Annotated in this window: 19 protein-coding genes and 3 pseudogenes; 14 read left to right on the forward strand and 8 right to left on the reverse strand. The window is 62.7% G+C overall.

Annotated elements, in window-relative coordinates:
* The first annotated feature begins 82 nt into the window (after positions 1 to 82).
* From GO608_RS00965 to GO608_RS00975, 3 genes are all read left to right on the forward strand, one after another.
* Positions 83 to 991 (forward strand): LysR family transcriptional regulator, encoded by a 909-nt coding sequence (locus GO608_RS00965; RefSeq protein WP_169199947.1) that lies wholly within the window; start codon positions 83 to 85, stop codon positions 989 to 991.
* 185 nt (positions 992 to 1176) lie between these two features.
* Positions 1177 to 2442, forward strand: coding sequence for an IS256-like element ISAzo34 family transposase (locus tag GO608_RS00970; protein WP_169200659.1), 1266 nt, complete (start codon positions 1177 to 1179; stop codon positions 2440 to 2442).
* Between the two features lie 422 nt (positions 2443 to 2864).
* Positions 2865 to 3293, forward strand: coding sequence for a hypothetical protein (locus GO608_RS00975; RefSeq protein ID WP_169200577.1), 429 nt, complete (start codon positions 2865 to 2867; stop codon positions 3291 to 3293).
* An 8-nt stretch (positions 3294 to 3301) separates the two neighbouring features.
* On the opposite strand, the pseudogene GO608_RS00980 reads toward GO608_RS00975, so the two are convergent.
* Positions 3302 to 3505 (reverse strand): annotated as a pseudogene (locus GO608_RS00980) (transposase domain-containing protein); the annotation flags it as partial.
* Positions 3506 to 3507: 2 nt separating this feature from the next.
* A complete protein-coding gene (locus GO608_RS00985; RefSeq protein ID WP_169200578.1) occupies positions 3508 to 3753 on the reverse strand; it encodes a hypothetical protein in 246 nt (81 codons plus the stop codon).
* Positions 3754 to 3912: 159 nt separating this feature from the next.
* Between GO608_RS00985 and GO608_RS00990 the strand changes: the two genes are divergently transcribed.
* From GO608_RS00990 to GO608_RS01000, 3 genes are read left to right on the forward strand one after another with little or no spacing between them, the layout of a single operon-like run.
* Positions 3913 to 5451: a DUF4118 domain-containing protein gene (locus tag GO608_RS00990; RefSeq protein ID WP_169200579.1), complete on the forward strand. Its 1539-nt coding sequence runs from the start codon at positions 3913 to 3915 to the stop codon at positions 5449 to 5451.
* Positions 5448 to 6140: a two-component system response regulator KdpE gene (kdpE, locus tag GO608_RS00995; protein ID WP_169200580.1), complete on the forward strand. Its 693-nt coding sequence runs from the start codon at positions 5448 to 5450 to the stop codon at positions 6138 to 6140. Before GO608_RS00990 ends, kdpE begins: the two co-directional genes overlap by 4 nt.
* A gap of 35 nt (positions 6141 to 6175) precedes the next feature.
* Positions 6176 to 8053, forward strand: a complete 1878-nt coding sequence (locus GO608_RS01000) for a potassium transporter Kup (RefSeq protein ID WP_169200581.1) — start codon at positions 6176 to 6178, stop codon at positions 8051 to 8053.
* A gap of 153 nt (positions 8054 to 8206) precedes the next feature.
* Here GO608_RS01000 and GO608_RS01005 read toward each other — a convergent pair whose 3' ends face one another.
* Positions 8207 to 9403, reverse strand: coding sequence for an IS256 family transposase (locus GO608_RS01005; protein WP_169200660.1), 1197 nt, complete (start codon positions 9401 to 9403; stop codon positions 8207 to 8209).
* A gap of 336 nt (positions 9404 to 9739) precedes the next feature.
* Positions 9740 to 10111 (reverse strand): annotated as a pseudogene (locus GO608_RS01010) (transposase); the annotation flags it as partial.
* A gap of 585 nt (positions 10112 to 10696) precedes the next feature.
* Between GO608_RS01010 and GO608_RS01015 the strand changes: the two are divergent.
* The 6 genes from GO608_RS01015 (at position 10697) to GO608_RS01040 (ending at position 16363) form a co-directional block, all read left to right on the forward strand.
* Positions 10697 to 11266, forward strand: coding sequence for a DUF6036 family nucleotidyltransferase (locus GO608_RS01015; RefSeq protein ID WP_247002666.1), 570 nt, complete (start codon positions 10697 to 10699; stop codon positions 11264 to 11266).
* On the forward strand, positions 11263 to 11676 hold the full coding sequence (locus GO608_RS01020) for a hypothetical protein (RefSeq protein WP_169200519.1): 414 nt from the start codon (positions 11263 to 11265) through the stop codon (positions 11674 to 11676). Before GO608_RS01015 ends, GO608_RS01020 begins: the two co-directional genes overlap by 4 nt.
* 103 nt (positions 11677 to 11779) lie before the next feature.
* Positions 11780 to 12244 carry an ATP-binding protein gene (locus GO608_RS01025; protein ID WP_211159636.1) on the forward strand — a complete coding sequence of 155 codons (465 nt, stop codon included), beginning with the start codon at positions 11780 to 11782 and terminating at the stop codon, positions 12242 to 12244.
* Between the two features lie 222 nt (positions 12245 to 12466).
* Complete coding sequence (locus GO608_RS01030; RefSeq protein ID WP_247002668.1) at positions 12467 to 13663, forward strand: AAA family ATPase; 1197 nt, start codon at positions 12467 to 12469, stop codon at positions 13661 to 13663.
* A gap of 1 nt (position 13664) precedes the next feature.
* Complete coding sequence (locus GO608_RS01035; protein WP_169200520.1) at positions 13665 to 14756, forward strand: ParB/RepB/Spo0J family partition protein; 1092 nt, start codon at positions 13665 to 13667, stop codon at positions 14754 to 14756.
* 425 nt (positions 14757 to 15181) lie between these two features.
* Positions 15182 to 16363, forward strand: coding sequence for a replication protein (locus GO608_RS01040; RefSeq protein ID WP_169200521.1), 1182 nt, complete (start codon positions 15182 to 15184; stop codon positions 16361 to 16363).
* Positions 16364 to 16488: 125 nt separating this feature from the next.
* Here GO608_RS01040 and GO608_RS01045 read toward each other — a convergent pair whose 3' ends face one another.
* From GO608_RS01045 to GO608_RS01060, 4 genes and pseudogenes are all read right to left on the reverse strand, one after another.
* Positions 16489 to 16908, reverse strand: a complete 420-nt coding sequence (locus tag GO608_RS01045) for a hypothetical protein (protein ID WP_169200522.1) — start codon at positions 16906 to 16908, stop codon at positions 16489 to 16491.
* 32 nt (positions 16909 to 16940) lie between these two features.
* Positions 16941 to 17240 (reverse strand): DUF7673 family protein, encoded by a 300-nt coding sequence (locus GO608_RS01050; protein WP_169200523.1) that lies wholly within the window; start codon positions 17238 to 17240, stop codon positions 16941 to 16943.
* A 639-nt stretch (positions 17241 to 17879) separates the two neighbouring features.
* A complete protein-coding gene (locus GO608_RS01055; RefSeq protein WP_247002670.1) occupies positions 17880 to 18263 on the reverse strand; it encodes a site-specific integrase in 384 nt (127 codons plus the stop codon).
* Positions 18264 to 19267: 1004 nt separating this feature from the next.
* A pseudogene (locus GO608_RS01060) lies at positions 19268 to 19830 on the reverse strand (IS3 family transposase); the annotation flags it as partial.
* Positions 19831 to 20036: 206 nt separating this feature from the next.
* On the opposite strand from GO608_RS01060, the gene GO608_RS01065 reads away from it, so the two are divergent.
* Positions 20037 to 20696, forward strand: a complete 660-nt coding sequence (locus tag GO608_RS01065) for a hypothetical protein (protein ID WP_011254984.1) — start codon at positions 20037 to 20039, stop codon at positions 20694 to 20696.
* Positions 20689 to 21345, forward strand: a complete 657-nt coding sequence (locus tag GO608_RS01070; protein WP_169199572.1) for an RES family NAD+ phosphorylase — start codon at positions 20689 to 20691, stop codon at positions 21343 to 21345. The genes GO608_RS01065 and GO608_RS01070 overlap by 8 nt, the downstream gene beginning before the upstream one ends.
* Positions 21346 to 21347: the final 2 nt, after the last annotated feature.

The following is a 21347-nucleotide window of genomic DNA, read 5'->3' on the forward strand; positions in this document are numbered from 1 at the left end:
TTATCGCCGCCCTGACGACATTAAATTGGAAAGCGTCTTATCATTCCAACAGATTTTTCAGATCAATTTATCTGTCCAGCTAATGAATATCACCCTGCGCCAACTGCGCGCCTTCATCGCGGTGGCCCGCACCGGCAGCTTCACCCTCGCGGCCGAAAGCTTGTTCGTGACGCAATCGGCACTCAGCGGCCTGATCAAGGAACTGGAGCAGTCGCTCGGCGTGCGCCTTTTTGACCGCAGCACGCGGCGCATCCAACTCTCCGAAGTCGGGGGCGAAATCCATCCGCTGATCGACAAGATCCTCACCGACCTTGACGGCGTGCTCGATGAGGTCGCAAACCTGAAAGCGCTGAAGAAGGGGGTGGTACGCGTAGCGGCACCGCAACTGATGGCATGCACGCTGCTACCAGAGGTAATCGCGGCTTATCGCGCTGACCATCCTGACGTGGACATCCGCTTGATCGACTGCGCAGTGGAAAGCGTGACCTCCCGCGTGTTTTCGGGCGAGGTGGACGTCGGCGTAGGACCGGAGCGCGATCCGAACTCGGATATCGATGCCACGCTGTTGTTCGAGTTGCCCTTCCACGCAGTGTTCCCGCCCGGCCATGCGCTGGCGGCGCTGCAAATGCTGCACTGGGCGGATCTGGTAAACCATCCGCTGATTACTTTACGCGGCCCGTTTACCGAGCGCCTGTCGCTGGACCTGCATAGCGCGATGCGCGAACTCGATTTCGAGCCCACGACAACCGTTACTTTCATGTCCACTGCACTCAGCATGGTAGCCGCCGGCCTCGGCGTGACCATCTGCATTCCCTACGCGGCTTCGCTGGTGCGCCTGTACCGCCTCGAGATGCGGCCGCTAATCGGGCCAGAGGTCACGCGCCGCTTCTACGTGTTCACCCGAGACGGCCGCTCGCTGTCGCCGGCAGCACAGAGCTTCCACGATTACCTATTCCGCTTCATCGTGGAAGACGGGAACTTCACTGGCTGAGGCTGCGGACAGGCCACGTTGACATCCTCCCCCACCTCTCGCTAACGCTCGCCGGCCTTGAGGCCGGAGATATAGTCAAGACTGGTGTATGACCAGATCCTGATAGAAGGGCTTGATGAGGCGGCGTGCCTCTGCTGAGAATTGAGTTGTCGAGACCAAATTTTCAGCAACCACGGAGGCGCGCCTTGAAGAAGGATACGAGTGAGCAGTCGGTTGAGCAATCGGAAGTGGGGCTGTCGCTGGAGGAGCTGATCCGGCGCGGCGCGCGGGATCTCATCGAGCGGGCGATTGAAGTGGAGGTGCAGCAGTTGTTGGCCGAGTACGAGAACGTGCGGATGCTGGGCGGGAGCCGAGCGGTGGTCAGAAATGGCTACCTGCCGGCACGCGAGGTGCTCACGGCGGTCGGCAACGTCGAGGTGCGGGTACCCAAGGTGCGTGACCGCTCGGGCGCTGGGGTGAAGTTCAATTCCGCCTTGGTGCCGCCGTATGTTCGCCGCTCGGCGCGGGTGTCGGCGGCGTTGCCGTGGCTGTACCTGAAGGGCATCTCGACGGGCGACATGCGCGAGGCGCTCACCGTGCTGCTCGGCGATGAGGCCAAGGGCCTCTCCCCCAACGTGGTGAGCCGCCTGAAGGCCGAGTGGGCGAGCGACTACGCCGGCTGGATGAAGCGGGATTTGTCCGGCAGCCGCTACGTCTATTGGTGGGCCGACGGCGTGCACACCAGCCTGCGCGGCGAGGACGATGCCCGCCAGTGTCTGCTGGTCGTCATCGGCGTGCGGCTCGACGGCACCAAGGAACTGGTCACGATCGGCGACGGGCACCGCGAATCGAAGGCGTCCTGGCTCGAGTTGCTGCGCGACCTCAAGGCTCGTGGCCTCGAAGTCGGTCCGCGCCTGGCAGTAGGCGACGGGGCGCTGGGCTTCTGGGGGGCGCTCGACGAGCTCTACCCCGAAACCCGCCGGCAGCGCTGCTGGGTGCACAAGAGCGCCAACGTGCTCAACGCGCTGCCCAAGAGCCTGCAGGCCAAGGCGAAGGCGCAGCTCCACGAGATCTGGATGGCCCCGACGCGCGCCGCGGCCGTGAGCGCCTTCGAGCGCTTCGTCGAGAGCTACCAGGCGAAGTACCCGAAGGCGGCCGACAAGCTCGTCAGGGATCGCGACGCGCTGCTCGCCTTCTACGACTTCCCGGCCGAGCACTGGATTCACCTGCGCACGACCAACCCGATCGAGTCGACTTTCGCCACCGTGCGTCACCGCACTACCCGCACGAAGAACTGCGTGTCGCGCTCGAGCTTCCTCGGTCTCGCCTTCAAGCTCGTGCAGGAAGCCGAGAAATCCTGGCGGCGGATTCGCGGCGTTGAGCGCATTGCCGAACTGATGGGCGGCGTCGTCTTCAAGGACGGCGAACCCGTGAAAGACGAAGAGCACGAACAGCAGCGGCTCGCCGCCTGATCAGCCATGCCGGACGGGTCCATACACCAGAATTGACTTTAGCTCTTGAGGCCGGAAAGGAGGGGGATTCCTACGGTGCTATACGCTGAACTGTTTAGTCGCTTCGGTGGGTTCTTGGCCTGACGCCCCGACTTCAGGCGAAGTATCTGCACAAGCTAACCGGGCGTGTCCCGCCCTTAAAACATTGATCGCGCCGACCACATCGGCGTTCTCCTCGAAGCCGCATTCGACGCACAGAAACCGGGCCTGCGTCGTAAGCGACCGGGGAACTCATCTTGACGGCGGGAACGGGCCGTTCGCCTTCGGTCGTCGGCGGTGGCGAGAAGTCCAGTAACCGGCAGTTGTACCATCTTGCACTGTCGTGTCGCCGTAAGGTCGCGGTGCTACGTTGTATAAGGACGCTCACTCATAGGGAGGCCCAAATGATCAAGCGCGCAGCAGTGATGGCACTGGTAGGGTTGATGGCGCTCGCCACCGGAGCCTTCGCGGACGAAGGCAAGGACGAGTCAGGCAAGGGGAAGCAACGAGACGAGGAGCGCAAGCGCCATGAGGGGAGTTCCTCGTACTTCCATCAGCACGGCTACACCCGCATTCCGGACGGTCACCTACCGCCTCCGGGCGAGTGCCGTGTCTGGTATCCGGACAGGCCGGCAGGTCATCAGCCGCCGCCGTTCAAGTGCAGTGAAGCGCGCGGTCGGGTTGAACCGGGTGGTTGGCTGATCTCGCCCGGGCCTCAACCCAAAGAGGTCGAAGTGGCGGTCTACGACGCTCGGCGCCCCGGCGTTGTGATCGACGTGGGCATCTTTGACGCGCGCACGGGTTCGATGATCCGCATCGTTGGTACCAAGTAGCAGCCCGCTTACGCTGCAGGTTGCCAGCGATGCGGCAACAGTTCGCGAATGCGGCTGGCCGGCGTCGTCGGCAACCGCGTGAGCACGTCCTTGAGGTACGCGTAAGGGTCGTGCCCGTTGAGCCGCGCCGAATGGATGAGGCTCATGACGGCGGCAGCCCGTTGCCCTGCGCGCAGACTGCCGGCAAATAGCCAATTGGATCGACCGAGGGCAATCACGGGGTCATTCTGCACCTGTCGGGCAGGAAGTTGAGGTCTTTTATCGCTGGCACCCACTGTATGGCCGTCGCCTTCGACGACAGTACAGCGAGCAGCGGGCGGGTGGTGAAGTCGTTCACGTCGAAGCTTCCTTTGGCGTAGTCGTCGTAATGCCCGCATGGATGCTGGACGCTGCCGCTTGTGCGGGCATGGCTCTTGGCGATCCAAGGGCGTCGGTCTCTGCCCTTGTCGAACTGTGCCACCTACTGGCCCACCATAGGGACCCCCGCCGCAAACGTTTCTCGCTCGTTTACACCGTTTTTATTTGCGCCGCAGCACAATTAACTCGGTGAGCAACTCCGACCTCCAACCCGTCGTAACAAGTGCCCCGTCACCTGCAGGCGAGGATTCAAAGGCCGAACATGCAAAACGACGAGAGGAAGCGTCTGCCACCGATCACAAGCCATCTGCTCGCGCTTGCCGTCTGCGGCCTTGCAGTGGCGATCTGTCTGCCGCTGCGCGATCTGCTGGAGCTGACCAACATTGCGATGCTGCTGTTGGTGATAGTCGTCTTCATCGCGGCGACGCTTGGACGGTCGGAGGCCATCCTCGCCAGTTTCGTCAGTGTTGCGGCGTTCGACTTCTTTTTCGTCACGCCCCACCTCTCGTTCCTCGTCAGCGACGTGCAGTATCTCGTCACGTTCGCCGTCATGCTGGCCGTGTCGTTGATCACCAGCCACCTCACGACTAGGCTGCAAGCGAGCGCGCGCGAAGCCCTGGCGCGCGAACGCCGCTCGCACGCCCTTTATGCGCTCGCCAAGGCCTTGGCCGGGGCAATGAGCATCGAGCAGGTCGTGGAGCGAGTGGGCGCCTTCGTGCGCGAACAGGCCGACGGCGACGCCCGGTTTTTCCTGACCGATACGGCGCAGGCACTGCACGAGTTTCCGCCCCCCGGAGTGCCGCTCGGACTGGATGAGTCGATCGCGATCCGGGCAGTATTCCAGAGCGACGTCGCGGACAGGTCCTGCTGCATCGCCAACCCAAATGGATTGGATATGATGTTTCCGCTTGGCGGCGCGATGCGGCGGCACGGGGTCCTGTTTGTCAGGGCGGGTGCCGGCGGCCGGCCCGCTCTGCGGCCGATGCTCGAGGGCATCGCGTCGCTGACCGCGATCGCCCTCGAACGCCTGCGCTTTGTCGACATTGCGGAGGCGAGCCGACTCGAGACCGAAGCGGAGCGATTGCGAAGTTCGATCCTGTCGTCGATTTCGCACGACATCCGGACGCCGCTCACGGTGCTGTTCGGGCAGGCCGATTCGCTGACGCTCGCCGGCGGCCACGTGACCGATGAAGAGCGCGATGCCGCCCGGGCGATTCGAGATCAGGCGGGCCGCCTGAACCAGATGGTGGAGAAACTTCTCGACATGGCGCGGCTGCAGGCCGGGCAAGTGCGCCTGCGCAAGGAATGGCAAGCGATCGACGAGGTGATCGGCGCCAGCATCCAGATGCTCGACAATGCGCTGCGTGAGCATCCCGTGAAGGTCACGCTGGCACCGGACCTGCCGCTCGTTGCCGTCGACGCCGTGCTAATGGAGCGCGTCTTCTTCAATCTGATTGAGAATGCGGCGAAGTATTCGCCGGCCGGCGCGCCGATCGCGGTCGTCGTCGCAGGCGAGGCCGAAGGGCTGGTCGTCGAGGTTCGAGACTGCGGTCCAGGCTTTCCGCCGGCGAGCCTGCCGCGCCTCTTCGAGCTCTTCGAGCGGGGCGTCGCGGAGTCGGCAATCGCCGGCGTCGGCCTAGGGCTGGCAATCTGCCGCGCGGTCGTCGAAGCGCACGGTGGGAGAATCAGCGCGTCGAATCTGGCCGACGGCGGCGCCTGCGTCCGCTTCACGCTGCCGTCGGCCGGCGAGCCGCCGCGCATCGAGCCGGAGCTTACCGACGCGGCCGGAGTCGGGTCGTGACCGAGCTTCGGACCAGGATCCTCGTCGTTGAGGACGAACTGCAAATTCGCCGATTCATCCGGCAGACGCTCGAGCGCGCCGCCTATCGGGTGTTCGAGGCCGGGACGGTCGAGCAGGCGCTCACCGACGCCGCCTTGGGCAAGCCCGACCTGGTGATCCTCGATCTGGGCCTGCCCGACGGAGACGGCGCGCAGTTCGTGCGGTCGGTGCGCGACTGGTCGCGGATGCCAGTGCTGATCCTTTCGGCGCGCTCCGACGAGGCGGACAAGATCACGGCGCTCGATGCGGGCGCCGACGACTACTTGACCAAGCCGTTCTCGGTCGGCGAATTGCTCGCCCGCGTGCGGGCACTGCTGCGACGCGCCGACGGCGGCAAGGACGCGGGCGAGGCGCTCGTGCGTTTCGGCGACGTTGAGGTTGATCTCGCCCACCGCACGGTAACGCGCGCCGGGGAGCCGGTGCACCTCACCGCCCGCGAGTATCGCCTGCTCGTCGTCCTGCTCGCCAACGCCGGCAAAGTCCTGACCCACCGCCATCTGCTGCGCGAGGTCTGGGGGCCGACCTACGTGGACAGCACCCACTATCTGCGCATCTACGTCGGTCATCTGCGGCAAAAGCTGGAGGCGGACCCAACGCAACCGGCGCATCTGCGCACCGAAATCGGCGTCGGCTATCGCTTTCAGGGGTGACCGCCGCTCCGGCTCGCCTTTTTCGAGGATTCAGCATGTCTGTAACACCGGATCGTTCGCACAGCAGTCTGGGCGGGCTTGCGCTCGCGGCGCTCGGCATCGTCTATGGCGATATCGGTACCAGCCCGCTGTATGCGTTCAAGGAGGCATTTCACGGCTCGCACGCGCTGGCCGTCAGCGAGGCCAACGTGCTGGCGGCGCTTTCCGCCTTCTTCTGGGCGATGATGCTGATCATCTCTCTCAAGTACGTCTGGATCGTTCTGAAATACGACAACGACGGCGAGGGCGGCGTGCTGGCGCTGACCGCGCTCGCCCATCGCACCGCGTCGCACGCGCCGCGGCTCGCGACGCTGGTGATCGGGGCCGGCGTCTTCGCCGCCGCGTTGTTCTACGGCGATGCGATCATCACCCCAGCGATCTCGGTACTCTCGGCGGTGGAAGGCCTCGCGGTCGCCGCACCACAGTTCGAACGGTTGATCGTGCCGATCACGATCGGAATTCTCGTCACCCTGTTCTTGATCCAGAAGCACGGCACGAGCCGGGTCGGCACGCTCTTCGGACCCGTAACGCTGATCTGGTTCGCGACGCTTGCCGTATTGGGCCTGCAATCGATCATCCAGACGCCGCACGTGCTCGCAGCGATCGACCCCCGCCACGCGGTGAGCTTCGCACTGGACCATCCGCACGCGGCCTTCCTGCTGCTGTCAGCGGTATTCCTGGCGTTAACCGGGGGCGAGGCGCTGTACGCCGATATGGGCCACTTCGGTGCGAGAGCAGTGCGCGTTGCCTGGTACGGGCTAGTCTGCCCGGCGCTGCTGATCAATTACTTCGGCCAAGGGGCACTCGTGCTGCGCGACCCGACTGCGGCCGAAAATCCGTTCTACCTGCTCGCGCCGGACTGGTTCGTCTTTCCGCTCATCGGCCTCGCGACCGCTGCGACCGTGATCGCCTCGCAGGCAACGATTTCCGGCGCGTACTCGATGACCCTGCAGGCCTCGCGCCTCGGTTACCTGCCGCGCGTGCGCATTCTGCACACCTCCGACAGCGAACGCGGTCAGATCTACATCCCCAGCGTCAACTGGCTGATGCTGCTGTCGGTGGTCCTGCTGGTGCTGGAGTTCGGGTCGTCGGCCGCGCTAGCGGCCGCCTATGGCATCGCCGTCTCAGGCACGATGATCATAACCACCGTGCTCACGATCTTCGTCACGCTCGCCGCCGCCGCTCGCTTCCGACTGCCGATCGTGGCCTGCCTGGGACTATTCGCGCTGCTGGAGTGCGTCTTCTTCAGCTCGAATCTCACCAAGATCGCCGCCGGCGGCTGGTTCCCGATGCTGCTTGGCGCGCTCATCTTCGTCGCCCTCACCAGTTGGAAGGAAGGCAGCCAGCTGGTTGCCGAGCAGCGGCGGAAGATCGACGTGCCGATGGAGGGCTTCCTCTGCGGACCGCACCCGGATGTGCCGCGAGTGGCGGGGACTGCCGTCTACTTGACCTCCGACACGAGCGTCGTTCCCAGCGCGCTGTTCCACAACCTAAAGCATTACAAGGTTATGCACGAGCAGACAGTGTTCCTGCATGTCATAAACGAGGAGATCCCTTACGTCGCCAACGCCGATCGTCTGCGTCTGACCCGGCTCGCGCCCGAGACCTATCAACTCGATGTGCATTTCGGTTTTCGTGAGGAGCCGGACCTGCCGATGGCGCTGGAGGGAGTCACCAGGTTCGGCCTCACATTCGAGCCGATGATGACGACCTATTTCGTCGCGCGCTCGGTGATCGGCGATGGCCCTGGTGCGCTCCCTCGCTGGCGCTGCGTGCTGTTTTCGTGGATGACCCGGCAGGCGGAGGGCGCGGCAACCTATTTCCGTCTGCCAGCGAATCAGGTGGTCGAACTGGGGACTCAGGTCTTGCTATAACAGGGCGGCAGATCATTGCCCACGGCGTGCGCCGGCATCTAGTTGTGTGCGTCAAGTTGTGCAAATTGGGTGAGCACGACATGGTTGATGTCATTTCGCTTTCAGCGCCGCACAGGGCGTAGCCCGAAGCGGCGCTGAAAGCGGGTGGCGGCCTCACGCGGCCAGCCGCAGGGCCTCCTTCTTCTGCTCGGCGAGCAGGGTCATGTTCAGGTAGCGGTTGTCCTCGAGCCAGCTCTCGTGCGTTTCGACGCACAGCGCGCGGATCAGTCGCAGGCACGAATCGGTATTGGGGAAGATGCGCACGACATGGGTGCGTCGTTTGATCTCCTCGTTGAGCCGTTCGAGCATGTTGGTGCTCTTCATGTGCTTGTGATGCTGGCGCGGCAGCCGGTAGAAGGTCAGCGTCTCGCCGATGTTCGACTCGGCCCAGTCGACGAGCTTCGGATACTTTGCCTGCCACTTCGTGATCCACGCGGCCAGGTCGCGGTGGGCCTCCTGGATGTCGCGCCGGTCGTAGATCCAGCGCAGCTCCTGCAGACAGTCGTCGTCAGCCTTGCGCGGCAGGTAATCAAGGGCGTTCCTCAGGAAGTGGACGTAGCAGCGCTGCCAGACCGCCTCGCTCAACACTTCGGAAATGGCCTTCTTGAGCCCTGCGTGATCGTCCGAGACGACGAACTCGACCCCCGCGAGGCCCCGCTCCTTGAGCCGCAGCAGAAAGTCCTTCCAACTGCTCTGGCTCTCGCGGTGGGCGAGCTCGACCGCGAGCACCTGGCGGTGCCCCTCCCAATTGATGCCGATCGCGATCAGCACCGCTTGCGCGCGAATCACGCCGTCTTCGCGGATTTTCTCGTAGCGGGCATCGAGGATCAGATAGGGGTACGCTTCGTCCAGCTGCCGCGCGGCAAAGCGCGCCAGCGCCTCGTCCAGGCTCTTGTTGATCGCCGAGATGGCCGAGGCCGAGAAGCTGTGCCCGCACAGCTCTTCGGTGATCATTTTGACCTTGCGCGTCGACACCCCCTGCACGTACATCTCGGCGAGCGCCGCGACCAGCGCCTTCTCGCTGCGCGCATAGCGCTCGAACAGCGCGGTGGAAAACTCGCCGTTACGGTCACGTGGCACGCGCAGCTCCAGTTTTCCGATGCGCGTCACCAAGCCACGACTGTAGTAGCCGGCCCGGTAGCCCTGACGGCGGTCGGTGCGCTCGCCCGGCGCCGCTCCCAGCAACTCGGTCATCTCGCCTTCCAGGACCTCCTGCAGCGCCTGCTTCATCAGCGCCTTCATCAGCTCCGGATCCGACGCCACCAATGCTTCCACTGTCGCGCCCTTCGAACTACGCTTGATCGTGGTCATGGCTGCCCTCTCCACGGGGTTAAAGGTCGATCCGACAATCAACCTTAGCCATGGCCACCCGCGCCTTCCAGCCGAAGGCGCTTCTGCACACTTCTCAGCACACTACCCGGCATCTTTCCGTGAGGCAGCACCGTAGCACTCCATGTGCCCTTGCAAACGTCCGCTGGCTGGAGGGCGCCGACCTCCATCTAGCTGCAACTGGCCGAGGCTGTTTAAAAAAGGCTCAGGATGCGCTACCCGTCGTCCGCTTCGGCGAGATTCTTGGCAATTCAGTTATTCGATGACGGCGAGGCGGCGTCATTGAGGCCGTAAAAAGGCCTGCTTCAAGCTCTCATTGCCGCTAGGAGACACACCGAGCGCCTCACACCTCATCAGAACCGGCCCGGCCCCTCGGTGCTTCGCCACGAAGCCGAACTTCACATCGATTCCTTGGCAAAGTAGGCCGCGGCTTTTTTCAGGATGTCGCGCTCCATCTTGAGCTTGGCGACTTCCTTGTGCAGGCGCGCAATCTCGGCCTCTTCACGCTTCATCACGCTTGGGCCCGGAAACGCAGCTGCGGATCGGCCGCGCTCTCGCGCCCCCCTTGCGCAACACGTTCTCGTGAACATCCAGATCACGAGCCGCCTGCGCAACCGACACGCTGCGCTCCCTGACCAGCTTTACCGCTTCAATCCTGAATTCCCGACTGAACTGCCGTCTTGTGCTCATCAACCATCTCCGGTTTCATCTTCCCTCCTTAACAAGGTGTCTGTGAAACCGGTAGCAGCCCACCCCGCCCAGCGCCGGGTTTCTTCGCCTGCTTGCCTCCCGCCAGTCGTGACAACAGCCTGAGGTCTTCATCCACCCTACAAGGACCTCATCATGGCCTTCTTGAAACAACACTGCCCTGCCCTCGGCCCCTCAATCATCCTCCGTTCCCAGACCTTCCACGGGATCGTTAGCATCCTGATGACGTTCACGCCGCCCAGACCGACTACGAATGCCTCGAGGAGGACACTGGGGAGCACCATGCGTCCCTGGGCTGCCGGGTGCGCCCGCTTAACCTTGGGGATGGCAACGCTTCGAAGTGAATTGCTAGCAAGTCAGGCTTGTCTGGCAAATCAGACAAACCTGACGGGATCGACCTAGTGACATGGGTGTCGGCCTACGCCCGCCTTACCAGGAGAATCGGAGGCGACGCATGACTGCGGCTGCCTCCTCTGCTGTGCTTCGGCTGCGAAACTTGAGTCGGGCCTTCCACGCTATCCCGATACAATTGCAGGCAGCATTCTGGGAGGCATCATGAACCCCCCGATGACGGACGCGATCCTGCAGCTCTTCAGCAACCTGGGCGAGGAACTCGCTCGGCGCCAAGTGCCGCCCGGTACCGTCCACGCATACGTCTTCGGGGGCTGCGCGGTCCATCTCCACGCCCACTCCCGGGCCAGTACGGACGTCGACGCCGAGTTCGCGTATCCGCAGCCGCTCAAGAGCGAACTGATGCTCATCCTGGCTGACCTGCCCCCAGTGGATTACGACGATCCGGAGGAGGGGCCGTCGCAGCTGGCCTACGACCCGACCTTCAACCCGACCCTGGGCCCGCTCCACATGGACTACCAGGACCGCGCCGTGCCCCTCGAGGGCACCCGCGAGTCACCCGTAGTCGTGATGCTGCCGAGCATCGAGGACATTGCCCTGTCCAAGCTCGGCCGCCTAGGTGACGTGGATCTGGAGGACATCCGCACCCTCCTCGCCCTGCCGGAGGCCTCCTGGGAACGGTTTGAACAATTGGCGCTGGAGGCAGCCAAATATTACGTGGGGCCTGACTTGACCCCGAATTTGGCCCATGTTAGAAGAAAAGTTGACGAGAGGAGGTCTTCGTGAAACGGTTGGCTCGAGGAGCGGCACTAGAGCGAATGCTTGGCGACGTAGTGCGCCAGGGTTTCGCGCGTGTCGATCCTGAGCTGCTGCGCGAGGTCGCTGAACGTCTCTGGTACGCCGGCGAGGTTCCCAACCTGGCTGACGTGCCCGCCAACCTCCGGCCAGATGCCGGCTACCTGGTCGATCGGCTGGCCCGCTTCAACGTACTGCCGAAGGAGCGAAAGCTACGGCTGCTTTCGGCTATCCGCCAGTTCCAGCCCTCCTCACCTGTACCCAAAGCTGAGGCCGCCGGTTGCAAGGATCCTTTGGCGGTGGCTTGGGGCGCCTCGATGGACCTCACCAGCCGCTTGGGCGAGCTGATGCCGTACCAGACGAGGCAGTATGCTCTGGACAGGACCAAAGCGGCTGCCTGACGTGGTTGCGGAATTCATTGACGACGGAGCCAGAGGGCTCCGTTTTCGTTTGGGGTCCACCGGCGGAGACTCGTGCTCTACCAAGGGATCCAGGCGCCCGAATGTGAATGCGTCCATGATGGCATGGTCAGCGGGGACCGGCTACCGGGTGCTGCTGTTCGGTACCGCAGCGAACCTCATTGCCACGCTGACCAAGGCGCACAACGAAGGGCGGCTCGGCGAGAAGCTCAAGCCCTTTACCACGCTGCGGCTCCTGATCATCGATAAGATCGGCTGTGGCGAGCTCATTATAGGAACGCGACCACCCTTGCCTCTAAGGCTATTTTTCAGCCAGTGTTTAACTCTGATCACCGCCTCGCGTCGCCTGACTTGCGTTGGCATGTTTGCTGCGGCCCTACCCGCAACTTCCGGGATTAGAATTTCATTCTCCATAAATGCAATTAACCGTCGTACGGTTCTTTACCCACACTTCCACCCCTCCGCGACCTACGTGCATCTCCAAATAGTCAAACCCAGCATTCCCAGGAGCATACAAAGCAAAGACACTCGGTCGGTTAATTGCAAATGACGCTAGAAGCTAGACGCCTTCACCCTCCATTTCAGGTAACCGGGGTAACCGACTGATTCTTTAGGAGTCTGCGGTAGGCGTGAATATGCGAGGTGGACTTGCGCCCCGCTGCATCACCGCGTATTCTCCGCTTCGGAGTTATTTTGCACCACGAGCGTCGAATGGAAGCTTAATCGTCGCCTCAGTGCAAGAGGCGCGATCCTAAAACAAAGAAGGCTTGCCATGGCACTGACGACACCCGAATCTGATCTCAAGCTGAAGCCCATCGAAGCGAAGGTCGGCCCAGCTCAACTCATCGAACTCGCGAGTATCGCAGACGACATGTTGGCATTGGTGCGCGACAGCATGCTCAAGCCGCACCCACGCAAAAACCCACCTGAATACACAACCACTCAGCTGGCGACGCTCTGCGGCATCGACCGGGCGCGCATCAATTATCTCATCGGCAAGGGTGACCTGCCACCCGGGGTCGCGCAAGGCGCGGGCCGTGGGCGGGTCTTCACCTTGGCTGAGACCCGGCAATGGGTCCAGGCCGAGAGCAAGATCAAGAAACGCCCCGAGGGAAAACGCGGCCGCATCGTAGTCGTCAGCAATTTCAAAGGGGGCTCGACCAAGACGACGACCGCGATGTCGTTGGCTCAAGGCCTGACTCTGCGCGGCCGGAAAGTGCTCATCGTCGACCTGGATCCGCAGGCATCGCTCTCTTCTCTGTGCGGGCTGCTGCCCTCTGCCGAAGTCGACAGCGACGCGACGGTGATGCCCCTTATTTTCGGGGACCAGAAGGATCTCCGATACGCAATCCAACCCACATACTGGGACGGGCTGGATCTGATTCCCGGTGCCCCTACCCTCTTCTCGGCCGAGTTCGTCATCCCTCACAAAGTGGCCGAGAAGCCCGGCTTTGAATTCTGGAACATCCTGGCCCCTGCCCTCCAAGACTTGGCGGCGGACTATGACATTATCGTGCTAGACACGCCGCCTTCTCTCTCGTACCTTACCATCAACGCCCTGATGGGCGCGGACGGGATGCTGATGCCGCTGCCGCCCAAGAGCTTGGACTTCGCGTCAGCTGCTCAATACTGGTCGCTGTTCTCCGACCTGGCGAGCTCGTTCGAGAAGCGGAACTTCGTCAAAGAGTTCGACTTCGTGAACATCCTCTTGAGCGCGGTGAATGCACAGGAGGCGTCGGCCTCCGTGGTCCGCGAGTGGATCGTTTCGACCTACACCGCTAAGGTCCTGCCCGTCGAGATACCCTTCTCGAGCGTCATCGGCACCACCGCGACCGGCTTCGGCACCGTCTACGACGTCAGCAAGTGGGAAGGCGGCGCCAAAACCTACAGCCGTATTCGTGACGCTTACGACCAGGTCGTCGAAATCATTGACAACAAGATCGTGAAAGCTTGGTACGAGGGGGCTTGATATGGCCGGCGCGAAGGATATGAAGTCGAAGAACACCGACCTCTTGGCCGCCATGCAAGCGCGAACGGCCAGCGGCGGTGTGGCGAAAAGGCTTCCAGAGAAGCCAGATGAAGCTCGTACGGCTCCCGGACAGCTGGCAATTTTCTCCGGCCAACTGGCGGACGCCATGGCACGTGCCGAAGCGGCGGAAGCAGAGCTGGCCAAGCTCAAGGCGGAGCATGGCTCCAAGGAGGCGCTGGCAGAGGCTCATCGCAAGCTTGCCGAAGCGGAAGCAGCGCTGGCGACTGCGCTTGAAAGCCAGCCACGCCAGACGGCCAAACTCGACGAGCTCCACGAGATTCCGGGGCGACGCCGCAAACTCACCGCCCAGCAATATGCGGAGTTGCGCGAAAACCTGCGACACAACCCGTTGGCGAACCCGGTCACTGTACGACTGCGACCTGAGGGCGGCTACGAGATCATCGCCGGCAACAACCGCGTAAGCCTCTTCCGCGAGCTTGGCCGGGACGAGATCGACATCAACATTCTCGACCTCGACGACGACGAGACCGACCGGACGGCGTTCTACTCCAACCTCCTCGCCCCGAGCCTCACGGACTACGAGAAGTATCTCGGCTTCAAAGGGCGGATGGAGAAGAAGAAGCTGAGGCAAGCGCAGGTGGCTGCCGAAGCCGGGGTCAGCCAGCCGTACATCAGCTCCCTCATGGCGTTTGACGAGCTGCCCGAGGAGGCCTTGGCATGCATCGCCGACGCCCCTGCCCTCTTCGGTGCCAAGGCCGTGCAGCAGCTTGCTCAACTCACCAAACAGGGCAAAGCAGCTAAGGTCATTGAGGCCGTTCAGAAGATCGTAACGTCGGAGCTTTCCCAAATTGCTGCGGTGCAGCAAGCAAAAGCGAGTGACACCTTGAAGCGCCCGACTCGCCCGGAACCAGTCACCTTTCGTCAGGGCAAGACGAAGTATTGCGAAGCGCTTCGCAGCGACAAGACCGTCCGCCTCTCGTTCGCTTCGGCTGAAGAAGCAGAGGCGACTTTCGCGCTCATTACTGAGCTTATCAAAGAGCGGGCCAGCGCCGCCAAAGGCAACAAAAAGTGATTATCAACCTGCAATAATACCGAAAAACAAGGACTTAACCTAAAATGAAGCGAAAGGGAGGTGCCAGATGACTGCTTTGGACGTACGGCCCTCCTCTACCCTTCCGAATGTTCAGAAAGCTGCCCATCGTCCACAGGGCAGCTTTCTGAGCATTTGGGGGCGGCATTCGTCTCGTGCGGGAACACGAGACTGACGGCTGTCGTTTGGACAACGTAAGAGGAATCGACTAGCGACAACGCTGAGATCAACTGACCCCTGAAAAGACAAAGGCCAACTCTGGAAAGTTGGCCTCTGCTAGGGATTGAACCCTGACTTAACGCTCACCGGCGGGAACCGGTTACGCGACAGTTGCATGTCCGTAGTTTAATGAGCGGCGAGTTGGTGTCAATACCGAAAGGGGTCCTTTTTGCTCAAAAAGGACTATCGTGCCAATTTCACTGGCTTGCGAGGGGGTTGTTCAACTCAACGCCCCCCTCCCCTCCCCTTCTGGGCCCAAGGCCCGCTTTCTGCCGGCGCCGCTCATCCGTGCCCGGGCAGAAGCGCTCAACCGGCGAAACTGCCTCGACCTGGCCAGAACGGCCCGTCAGGCCCTCTACGGCATTTTGGCCTTCTTCGACGTGAAGCGCCCCACTGAGCCAGTCTTCGCCAGTCGAGACAGCATCTGCGCCGAGTCGCTCCTCGGCAGCCACCCCACTCTTTACCGCGGTCTCGCGGAGCTTGTAACGAGGGGGTACATCACGCGCGAGCAAGGCCGCAGACGGGCGAGGGAAGCCTTCGGCCAGTATTCGGTAAGCCGCATTTGGCTCACCGAGAAGGCATTGCAGCTGCTCGGCCTGGCTGGACAAGCACAGGCCAGCAAGGGCGTCTACCAGGAACACCTGGCTACCAAGGAAGAGGTCGCTGGCCAGCCGGAGTGCAGTTTTCCACAGGGGCCGTCTCTCACCGTGAGAGACCGTTTACAAGAGATTGAACTTTCCCCTAATCAACAACTTTCTTCGAAAGGACAGCCCCCACCCGAGGCGCCATGCGAGACCGACCAGGAGAGGGCAGGGGGGTCTCGAGAAAATCGGATCGACAAGAAAACCCGGCTGCCGGCAGAGCTGGTCCGACTCATATCGCTCGGCCTTTCTCGAAGCCGTATCTGCGCGCTCATGAAGCTGGCCCGTGAGCATGGCAACGGCGGCAAGCTCGGAGCAGTCGTCGCCCTGGTGTGGCATCGCATCCAGCAATTCAACGCAAAAGCCGCTTTCGCGTATCTGGCTACGCTTGTTCGGCAGCGGAAGGACTTTGCCCGCCTGCTCGAGATCCAAGACCGGTTCGAGGACAGAGATAGCGCGTCGAAAGTGGTCCTCGAGCGGCTCAACACGAAGCTGCCGATGTTCCTCGAGCGGGGAGACGGCATGCAGGTTGTCACCCGACGAGGCAAGCTGATCGGCGTGCTTAGGCGCATGGGCGATGGTGGGTACGTCGAATGTCTAGACGACCAGAACGTTCGTCGGACACTGCCGGTCAACGCGCGGCTGGTCGAGTCGTGGGAGGAGGGCGACATCGTACTGCGTCGCCCGGACCACGAAGTTTGCTATGAGCCAGAGTTCGCAGCGGATTGACTCTCTCGGTGCTTATCAACCTGCAATAACGCCAATAATCAGTTACTTAGTAAAAATGATGCACTGCACTAGCAAAAATGGTAGGGGTAGGGTGGTTAAAACGGGGGTGGGTCGCGCCGATGGGCTTACCGTATGAAGTTCGTCTTGATCCCTACAGCGTCGAGGCCGTCAGCCAGGTCATACGGGTCGATTGTGACGGGCGGGACCTCGACGTCGTCCGGGACCCCGTCGGTTTCGAGCAGATGCTGCCAACGCGCGGTGCAGTCTTGTGGAAACGCGAAGGCTTGGTAGACCAGCCGTTGCCCGCCGTCCAACCAACCGCATTCGACTTTGAGCTCGTCGCGCCAGTCATGCTGAAAAGCTTCCCGGAAAATCGCGCGACCAAGATTCGCGAGATCCTTCGAAACGCCGGCTTCGAGCGCGGCGGCCTCGAATCTGTCCCAGGGAAAGTCCCCGGGCGCACCACGGAGGACCGGCGCGGTCAGCACACGGTCTCGGAGTCGAATCATGTCAACATTGTTGATCTTCGCTGCGATGAACATCATCGTCGGACCTCTGTGCAATGAGGAGGTGGCTACTATACGGAGCGGTCGGGAATGCGCCAATCTTCGGCGAGTTTTTCGAATTCGCCATTCAAGCACCCCAGTAGCAGGTGAACCTCTTGCTGCGGCTGGCTATCCATTTCGAGGACGGTGAGACAGTCTCGGAAGATTGCTTGATCGAGCGCCCGGAAACCGGTTAAGTCGACGGGAAAGCGGATGCCGTTATACAGGCCAAGAAGGAACTCAGCGATGTACTTGCACTGGCCGGAGTGACCGTTGGCGACAGTCCAGAGGCGTTTGAGCGTGGCAAGCTGTTCAGAAGTGGGGGTAGCCATGGAAGGCCTTGGTTGATTACGCAGGCTGCATTATCACGCCAAGCTTTGCAGCGGAAAAGGGCAAAGCTTAGCGATGAAGGGCACGAAGCGCGACGGTTCGCTCGGGGTTCGGTGGCAGGCGGGTCCGCTGGATCCGACGTCGAGCGGTTTTTCAGCTACCGCCAAAACTGTGCCGGGATCACTTCGCGCTCGACAGGGGTCACGCGGGATCGAAGCTTCGCCGTCATCCCGCTATCGCCGCCCAGAGCTGCCTTAGCATAGAGCGGTCCCGCCGGCGCGTTATGTTGAAACACCAGGATTGGGGCGGCGCCTTCTGGTTGTAGCGGCAGACTGCAACGGCCAGGGCGGATAGCGCGCTGAGCGAGCCAGCCCCGGAGTCGGTCAGCTGATTGGCCATTTCGATGCTTTGTTGCCGCAAAGGGACGGGGGGCTTGGGCTGAAGGAGCTTGGTGCCCATGCTCGCCCATAGGTCTCGATGACTGCGACAGCCTAATACTGCTGTTCCAGAATCAGTTCCGCACGACGGGGCGCAGCCTCCATGGTGGTCGGCGCCAAGTTCCCGCCTCTTGCGAAAAGCCGCAACGCGGTTTGCTCGATTTCGGCTTCAATGAGAGGTGAGCTGCGCATACCGGATTCCCTTCAGTCGAGATCTGCCCGTTTGGAGGCGACGTTCGCGTTGGTTGTAGGGAACTTCGTTTCGTTGTCTGCAGCGAGATGGTCGGTATTTGTGAGACGCTGCCGGGCTTCCATGTCCTCGTGGAAGGCGTGTTGATTCGTTGAGATGTAGATCTCGGTTGTCTGCACGGAGGCATGTCTGAGGGCATCCCGGGTGTGAAGCAAGCTGGCCCCGTCCTGGAGCAAATGAGTCGCGGCGGTGTGCCGCAACCAGTGTGCGCTCGCGGCCTTCAACTTCTCGGCGTGATAAGGATCCGTGCAGGCGTGAACGGCCGACAGAAACAGATTCTTCAGGATCGCGTGGATGGTTTTCACGCTGACCGCGCGGCCAGTGCCGGTGATGTCCATCAGAAGCGGCTCGACAACGTTGGGGGAGGGAGGGAGGGCGCCCCGACGATGCCCGGTACGCTCCGAGAAGTCGCATTGCCTCGCGCGTGAGTGGAATGGGCTGGTCGACGCTGCCTTTCCCGACAACTTTGAGCCACCAGCGCCCTTCGATGCGCGTGACGTCCGCCGTGGTCGCTTTCGCCATCTCGAAGCGACGAAGCGCGGTCAGTTTGAGGAAACCCGCCAGGAACCGTGTGCGCTGATAGTGCGCTTCGTCGCGGGCGGTCTCACGTGGCCACGTCTCCAGATGAGAGAGCACGAGCTGCCAGAGATCCTGCTCGAGATAGCGGTCGACCGTCGTCCGCCGCGGCTTGTAGCCTTTCTTCCGAGCGGCACGGAGCGGGTTGCCGGCCAGGTAGCCGACGCCGCAGAGATGCTCGAACATCCCGAACAGCACAGTGAGGGACTGACCCGCGGCGGACGAGGAGAGGGCGCCGACGAAGGGCCGCCATTCCGGGTTCGGTGAGCCATCCGCCAGGAAGCGGGGGGGGCGTTGCACCGACCGCCATTCCGGGTTGTCGGTGCCGTCCTCGAGGTAGCGGGGCACTTTGACCAAGCACCAGTCCTCGATGGGCTGAGGGTCGCGGAGAAACAGCCCGTAGTCGGTCAGGTCTTCCACCATCAGATCCGCGAGCCCCTTCCCTCTTGTTCCGCCCCACGTGAGGAGGCGCTCGGCATCCCGTTTGTAGGCCTCTAAAGTGTTCCGGTTGTCGACGTACTTTGCGAGCCAGCCGCTCACGGCCTCTATGTCCGTCTCGGCCCGGGTAAGCGTCCGAGTGCCGGCGTTCGCGCCCACAACCAGCTTTCCTGGTTGAACAGGCAGGGCAGGGGAGAGGGGTGGGGTGGCAATTACCGGAAAGTCGGGCATGGCGTTAAATGGTAGCCGGGAACGCACGCATCGCGTCGCCCACGGGCCCGCTTGCTCTGTGGCCGCAGGGTCAATAGAGAGCGTCCATGCGAGGTAGGGCAGGGTACAGGCAGCCTTCGCCTGTCGGGAGGTACGTCAGATCGGTGACCCACCCCTGATTCGGTGCGCTCGGGGCAGAGGTCTGTCCGAGCACGTTCTCTGCCACCGGCAAGCTGTGATTCGAGTTCGTCGTCGCCTTGAATTTGCGCTTTTGTCGGCAGCGAAGGCCCAGCTCGCGCCACAGGCGGGCGATGCGGTCGCGGCCGGCAGCAAAGCCGCCCGCGGCCAGCTCCGGCTGCAGACGACGTACGCCGTAAGTCTCGCGGCTGCGCTGGTGGGCGGCCTTGATCGCCACTTTCAGCCGCTCGTCCGACTGGCGCTTGCACGACGGCGGCCGTTTCAACCACGCGTAAAAGCCGCTGCGTGAGACGTCGAACACGCGGCTCATGACCTTGACTGGAAAGCGGAGTCGCCAGTGCTTCATGAACGCGTACCGGGCAGCGACTCCCTGGCAAAGTACGCGGCGGCCTTTTTTATTACGTCGCGCTCGATCCGGGCTTCCGCCAACTCTTTGCGCAACCGGGCGTTTTCGGCCTCCAGTTCCGCGACCGACCGCCCCCCGGCGGAAACTCCGGCGTGTAATGCTGACATTTTTCTTTGCATCTGCTGCTCCCGTTCGGCAAGTCTACCAACCGGGAGTGTCCATTTTCGTCAGGCTACCTCAAGTCCCGGCCGCCCGCCACTTTCGTCCCTTCGCTCCTCCTGAAAGTGAGCGTCGTTAGCGGCGGGTTGCTATAATTGAACTCATATACCAACCGGAGCGGCGCATGCCCAACGAACCCAAGCTCGGCCGACTGGTTGCTCAGTCTCGCTACCGGCCGCTGTCGCCCGCCGGCCCTCGCAAGCGCCGGGTCGTCTTTACGCAGGATCTACGGATCGTCGTTCGTGGGTTCGAGAATAGGAACTACGTGGCGCCGGCCGGCGACGCAGCTGCCGATCGCCAAGCACCCGGCGGCGCACGCGACCCCGGCCTGCAATCGCTCCTGAAGGAGCGCACCGAGGCGCTGTTGCAGCGTTCGCCCGCGCTCGCAGCGCACCTGGACGCAAACCTCGTCCTGCGGGAGCAGTTCGCCCAGCGTACGCAGCTGTGGAGCGCCGCCAAAGTCGCCGAGTTCGCCAAGTCCTCGGCCGAGAACCGGCACGCCCTCACCTCGCGCTGGTCCGCCGAAAAGCGGGTTTTCGGCGTACGAGACAAGGCTATGCTGTTCCCGGCCTTCCAGTTCGACCCGGGCACCAGCCGGCCTTATTCGGAGGTGCGCTCAATCATCGAGGCCCTCGCCCCCGATTACGAAGGGTGGTCGCTCGGGATCTGGTTCATCACTCCCAACGACTGGCTCGACGGGGCCGCACCGCTTGACGTTTGGCCCGCCAAACGTGATCGGGTCGCTGCCGCGGCGCGCGAGGAACACGACATGTTCCATGGCTGAGCTCGTCCCGCTGCCGCCCGACGCGGCTGCGCTTCGAACTCTTCCGCTCGAGCCGGAATTCTGGCTGCGCGGGCGGGCGCTGTACCACATTCACGAGCTCGAGCACGGGGCGAGCAGCTTCAATCCCGGCAAAGGCAAGGGGCGCTTCCATCCGATCGCCCGCCTCGGCGGCGCGTCGATACCGACGCTCTACGGCGGCTCGACGCTCGTCGGCGCCCTGTGCGAGACGCTTTTTCGGCTCGAGCCTTCAGCGGGCTATCCGGGCCGCGCAGCGGTGCCGAAAAAGCGCGTGCTGCGCCATGCCTACGCGCTACTCGTCCCGCGCCGTCCGTTGCGGCTGCTGCGCCTGGGCGGCGACAACCTGCGACAGCTCGCGCTGCTGCGCGCGCAGCTCCTCGAGCCCGGTCCGAGCCATTACGGGCGCACTGCGCGCTGGGGCGAAGCCCTGCACGCCGCGTTCGCCGACATCGACGGCCTTGTCTGGCGCTCGCGCCAGCATGACGAGAGCGATTGCGTGCTGTTTTTCGGCGATCGGGTTCGTGACGGCGAGCTCGGCATCGACCGGCAAACGAGCTTCGAGACGCCCGCGGGCTGGAAAATGTTGCTCGAGGCGGCCGCGCGCGCGGGTTTCGTCGTGGCGGAGGACTGATC

This window comes from Aromatoleum buckelii (assembly GCF_012910785.2).
GTDB classification, from domain to species: Bacteria; Pseudomonadota; Gammaproteobacteria; order Burkholderiales; family Rhodocyclaceae; genus Aromatoleum; species Aromatoleum buckelii.

Coding starts and splice junctions, on each gene's coding strand:
- GO608_RS00965 (WP_169199947.1), top strand. CDS start 83: ATGAATATCACCCTGCGCCAACTGCGCGCCTTCATCGCGGTGGCCCGC.
- GO608_RS00975 (WP_169200577.1), top strand. CDS start 2,865: ATGATCAAGCGCGCAGCAGTGATGGCACTGGTAGGGTTGATGGCGCTC.
- GO608_RS00990 (WP_169200579.1), top strand. CDS start 3,913: ATGCAAAACGACGAGAGGAAGCGTCTGCCACCGATCACAAGCCATCTG.
- GO608_RS01000 (WP_169200581.1), top strand. CDS start 6,176: ATGTCTGTAACACCGGATCGTTCGCACAGCAGTCTGGGCGGGCTTGCG.
- GO608_RS01005 (WP_169200660.1), bottom strand. CDS start 9,403: ATGACCACGATCAAGCGTAGTTCGAAGGGCGCGACAGTGGAAGCATTG.
- GO608_RS01015 (WP_247002666.1), top strand. CDS start 10,697: ATGACGGACGCGATCCTGCAGCTCTTCAGCAACCTGGGCGAGGAACTC.
- GO608_RS01030 (WP_247002668.1), top strand. CDS start 12,467: ATGGCACTGACGACACCCGAATCTGATCTCAAGCTGAAGCCCATCGAA.
- GO608_RS01035 (WP_169200520.1), top strand. CDS start 13,665: ATGGCCGGCGCGAAGGATATGAAGTCGAAGAACACCGACCTCTTGGCC.
- GO608_RS01045 (WP_169200522.1), bottom strand. CDS start 16,908: ATGATGTTCATCGCAGCGAAGATCAACAATGTTGACATGATTCGACTC.
- GO608_RS01050 (WP_169200523.1), bottom strand. CDS start 17,240: ATGGCTACCCCCACTTCTGAACAGCTTGCCACGCTCAAACGCCTCTGG.
- GO608_RS01055 (WP_247002670.1), bottom strand. CDS start 18,263: ATGGACATCACCGGCACTGGCCGCGCGGTCAGCGTGAAAACCATCCAC.
- GO608_RS01065 (WP_011254984.1), top strand. CDS start 20,037: ATGCCCAACGAACCCAAGCTCGGCCGACTGGTTGCTCAGTCTCGCTAC.
- GO608_RS01070 (WP_169199572.1), top strand. CDS start 20,689: ATGGCTGAGCTCGTCCCGCTGCCGCCCGACGCGGCTGCGCTTCGAACT.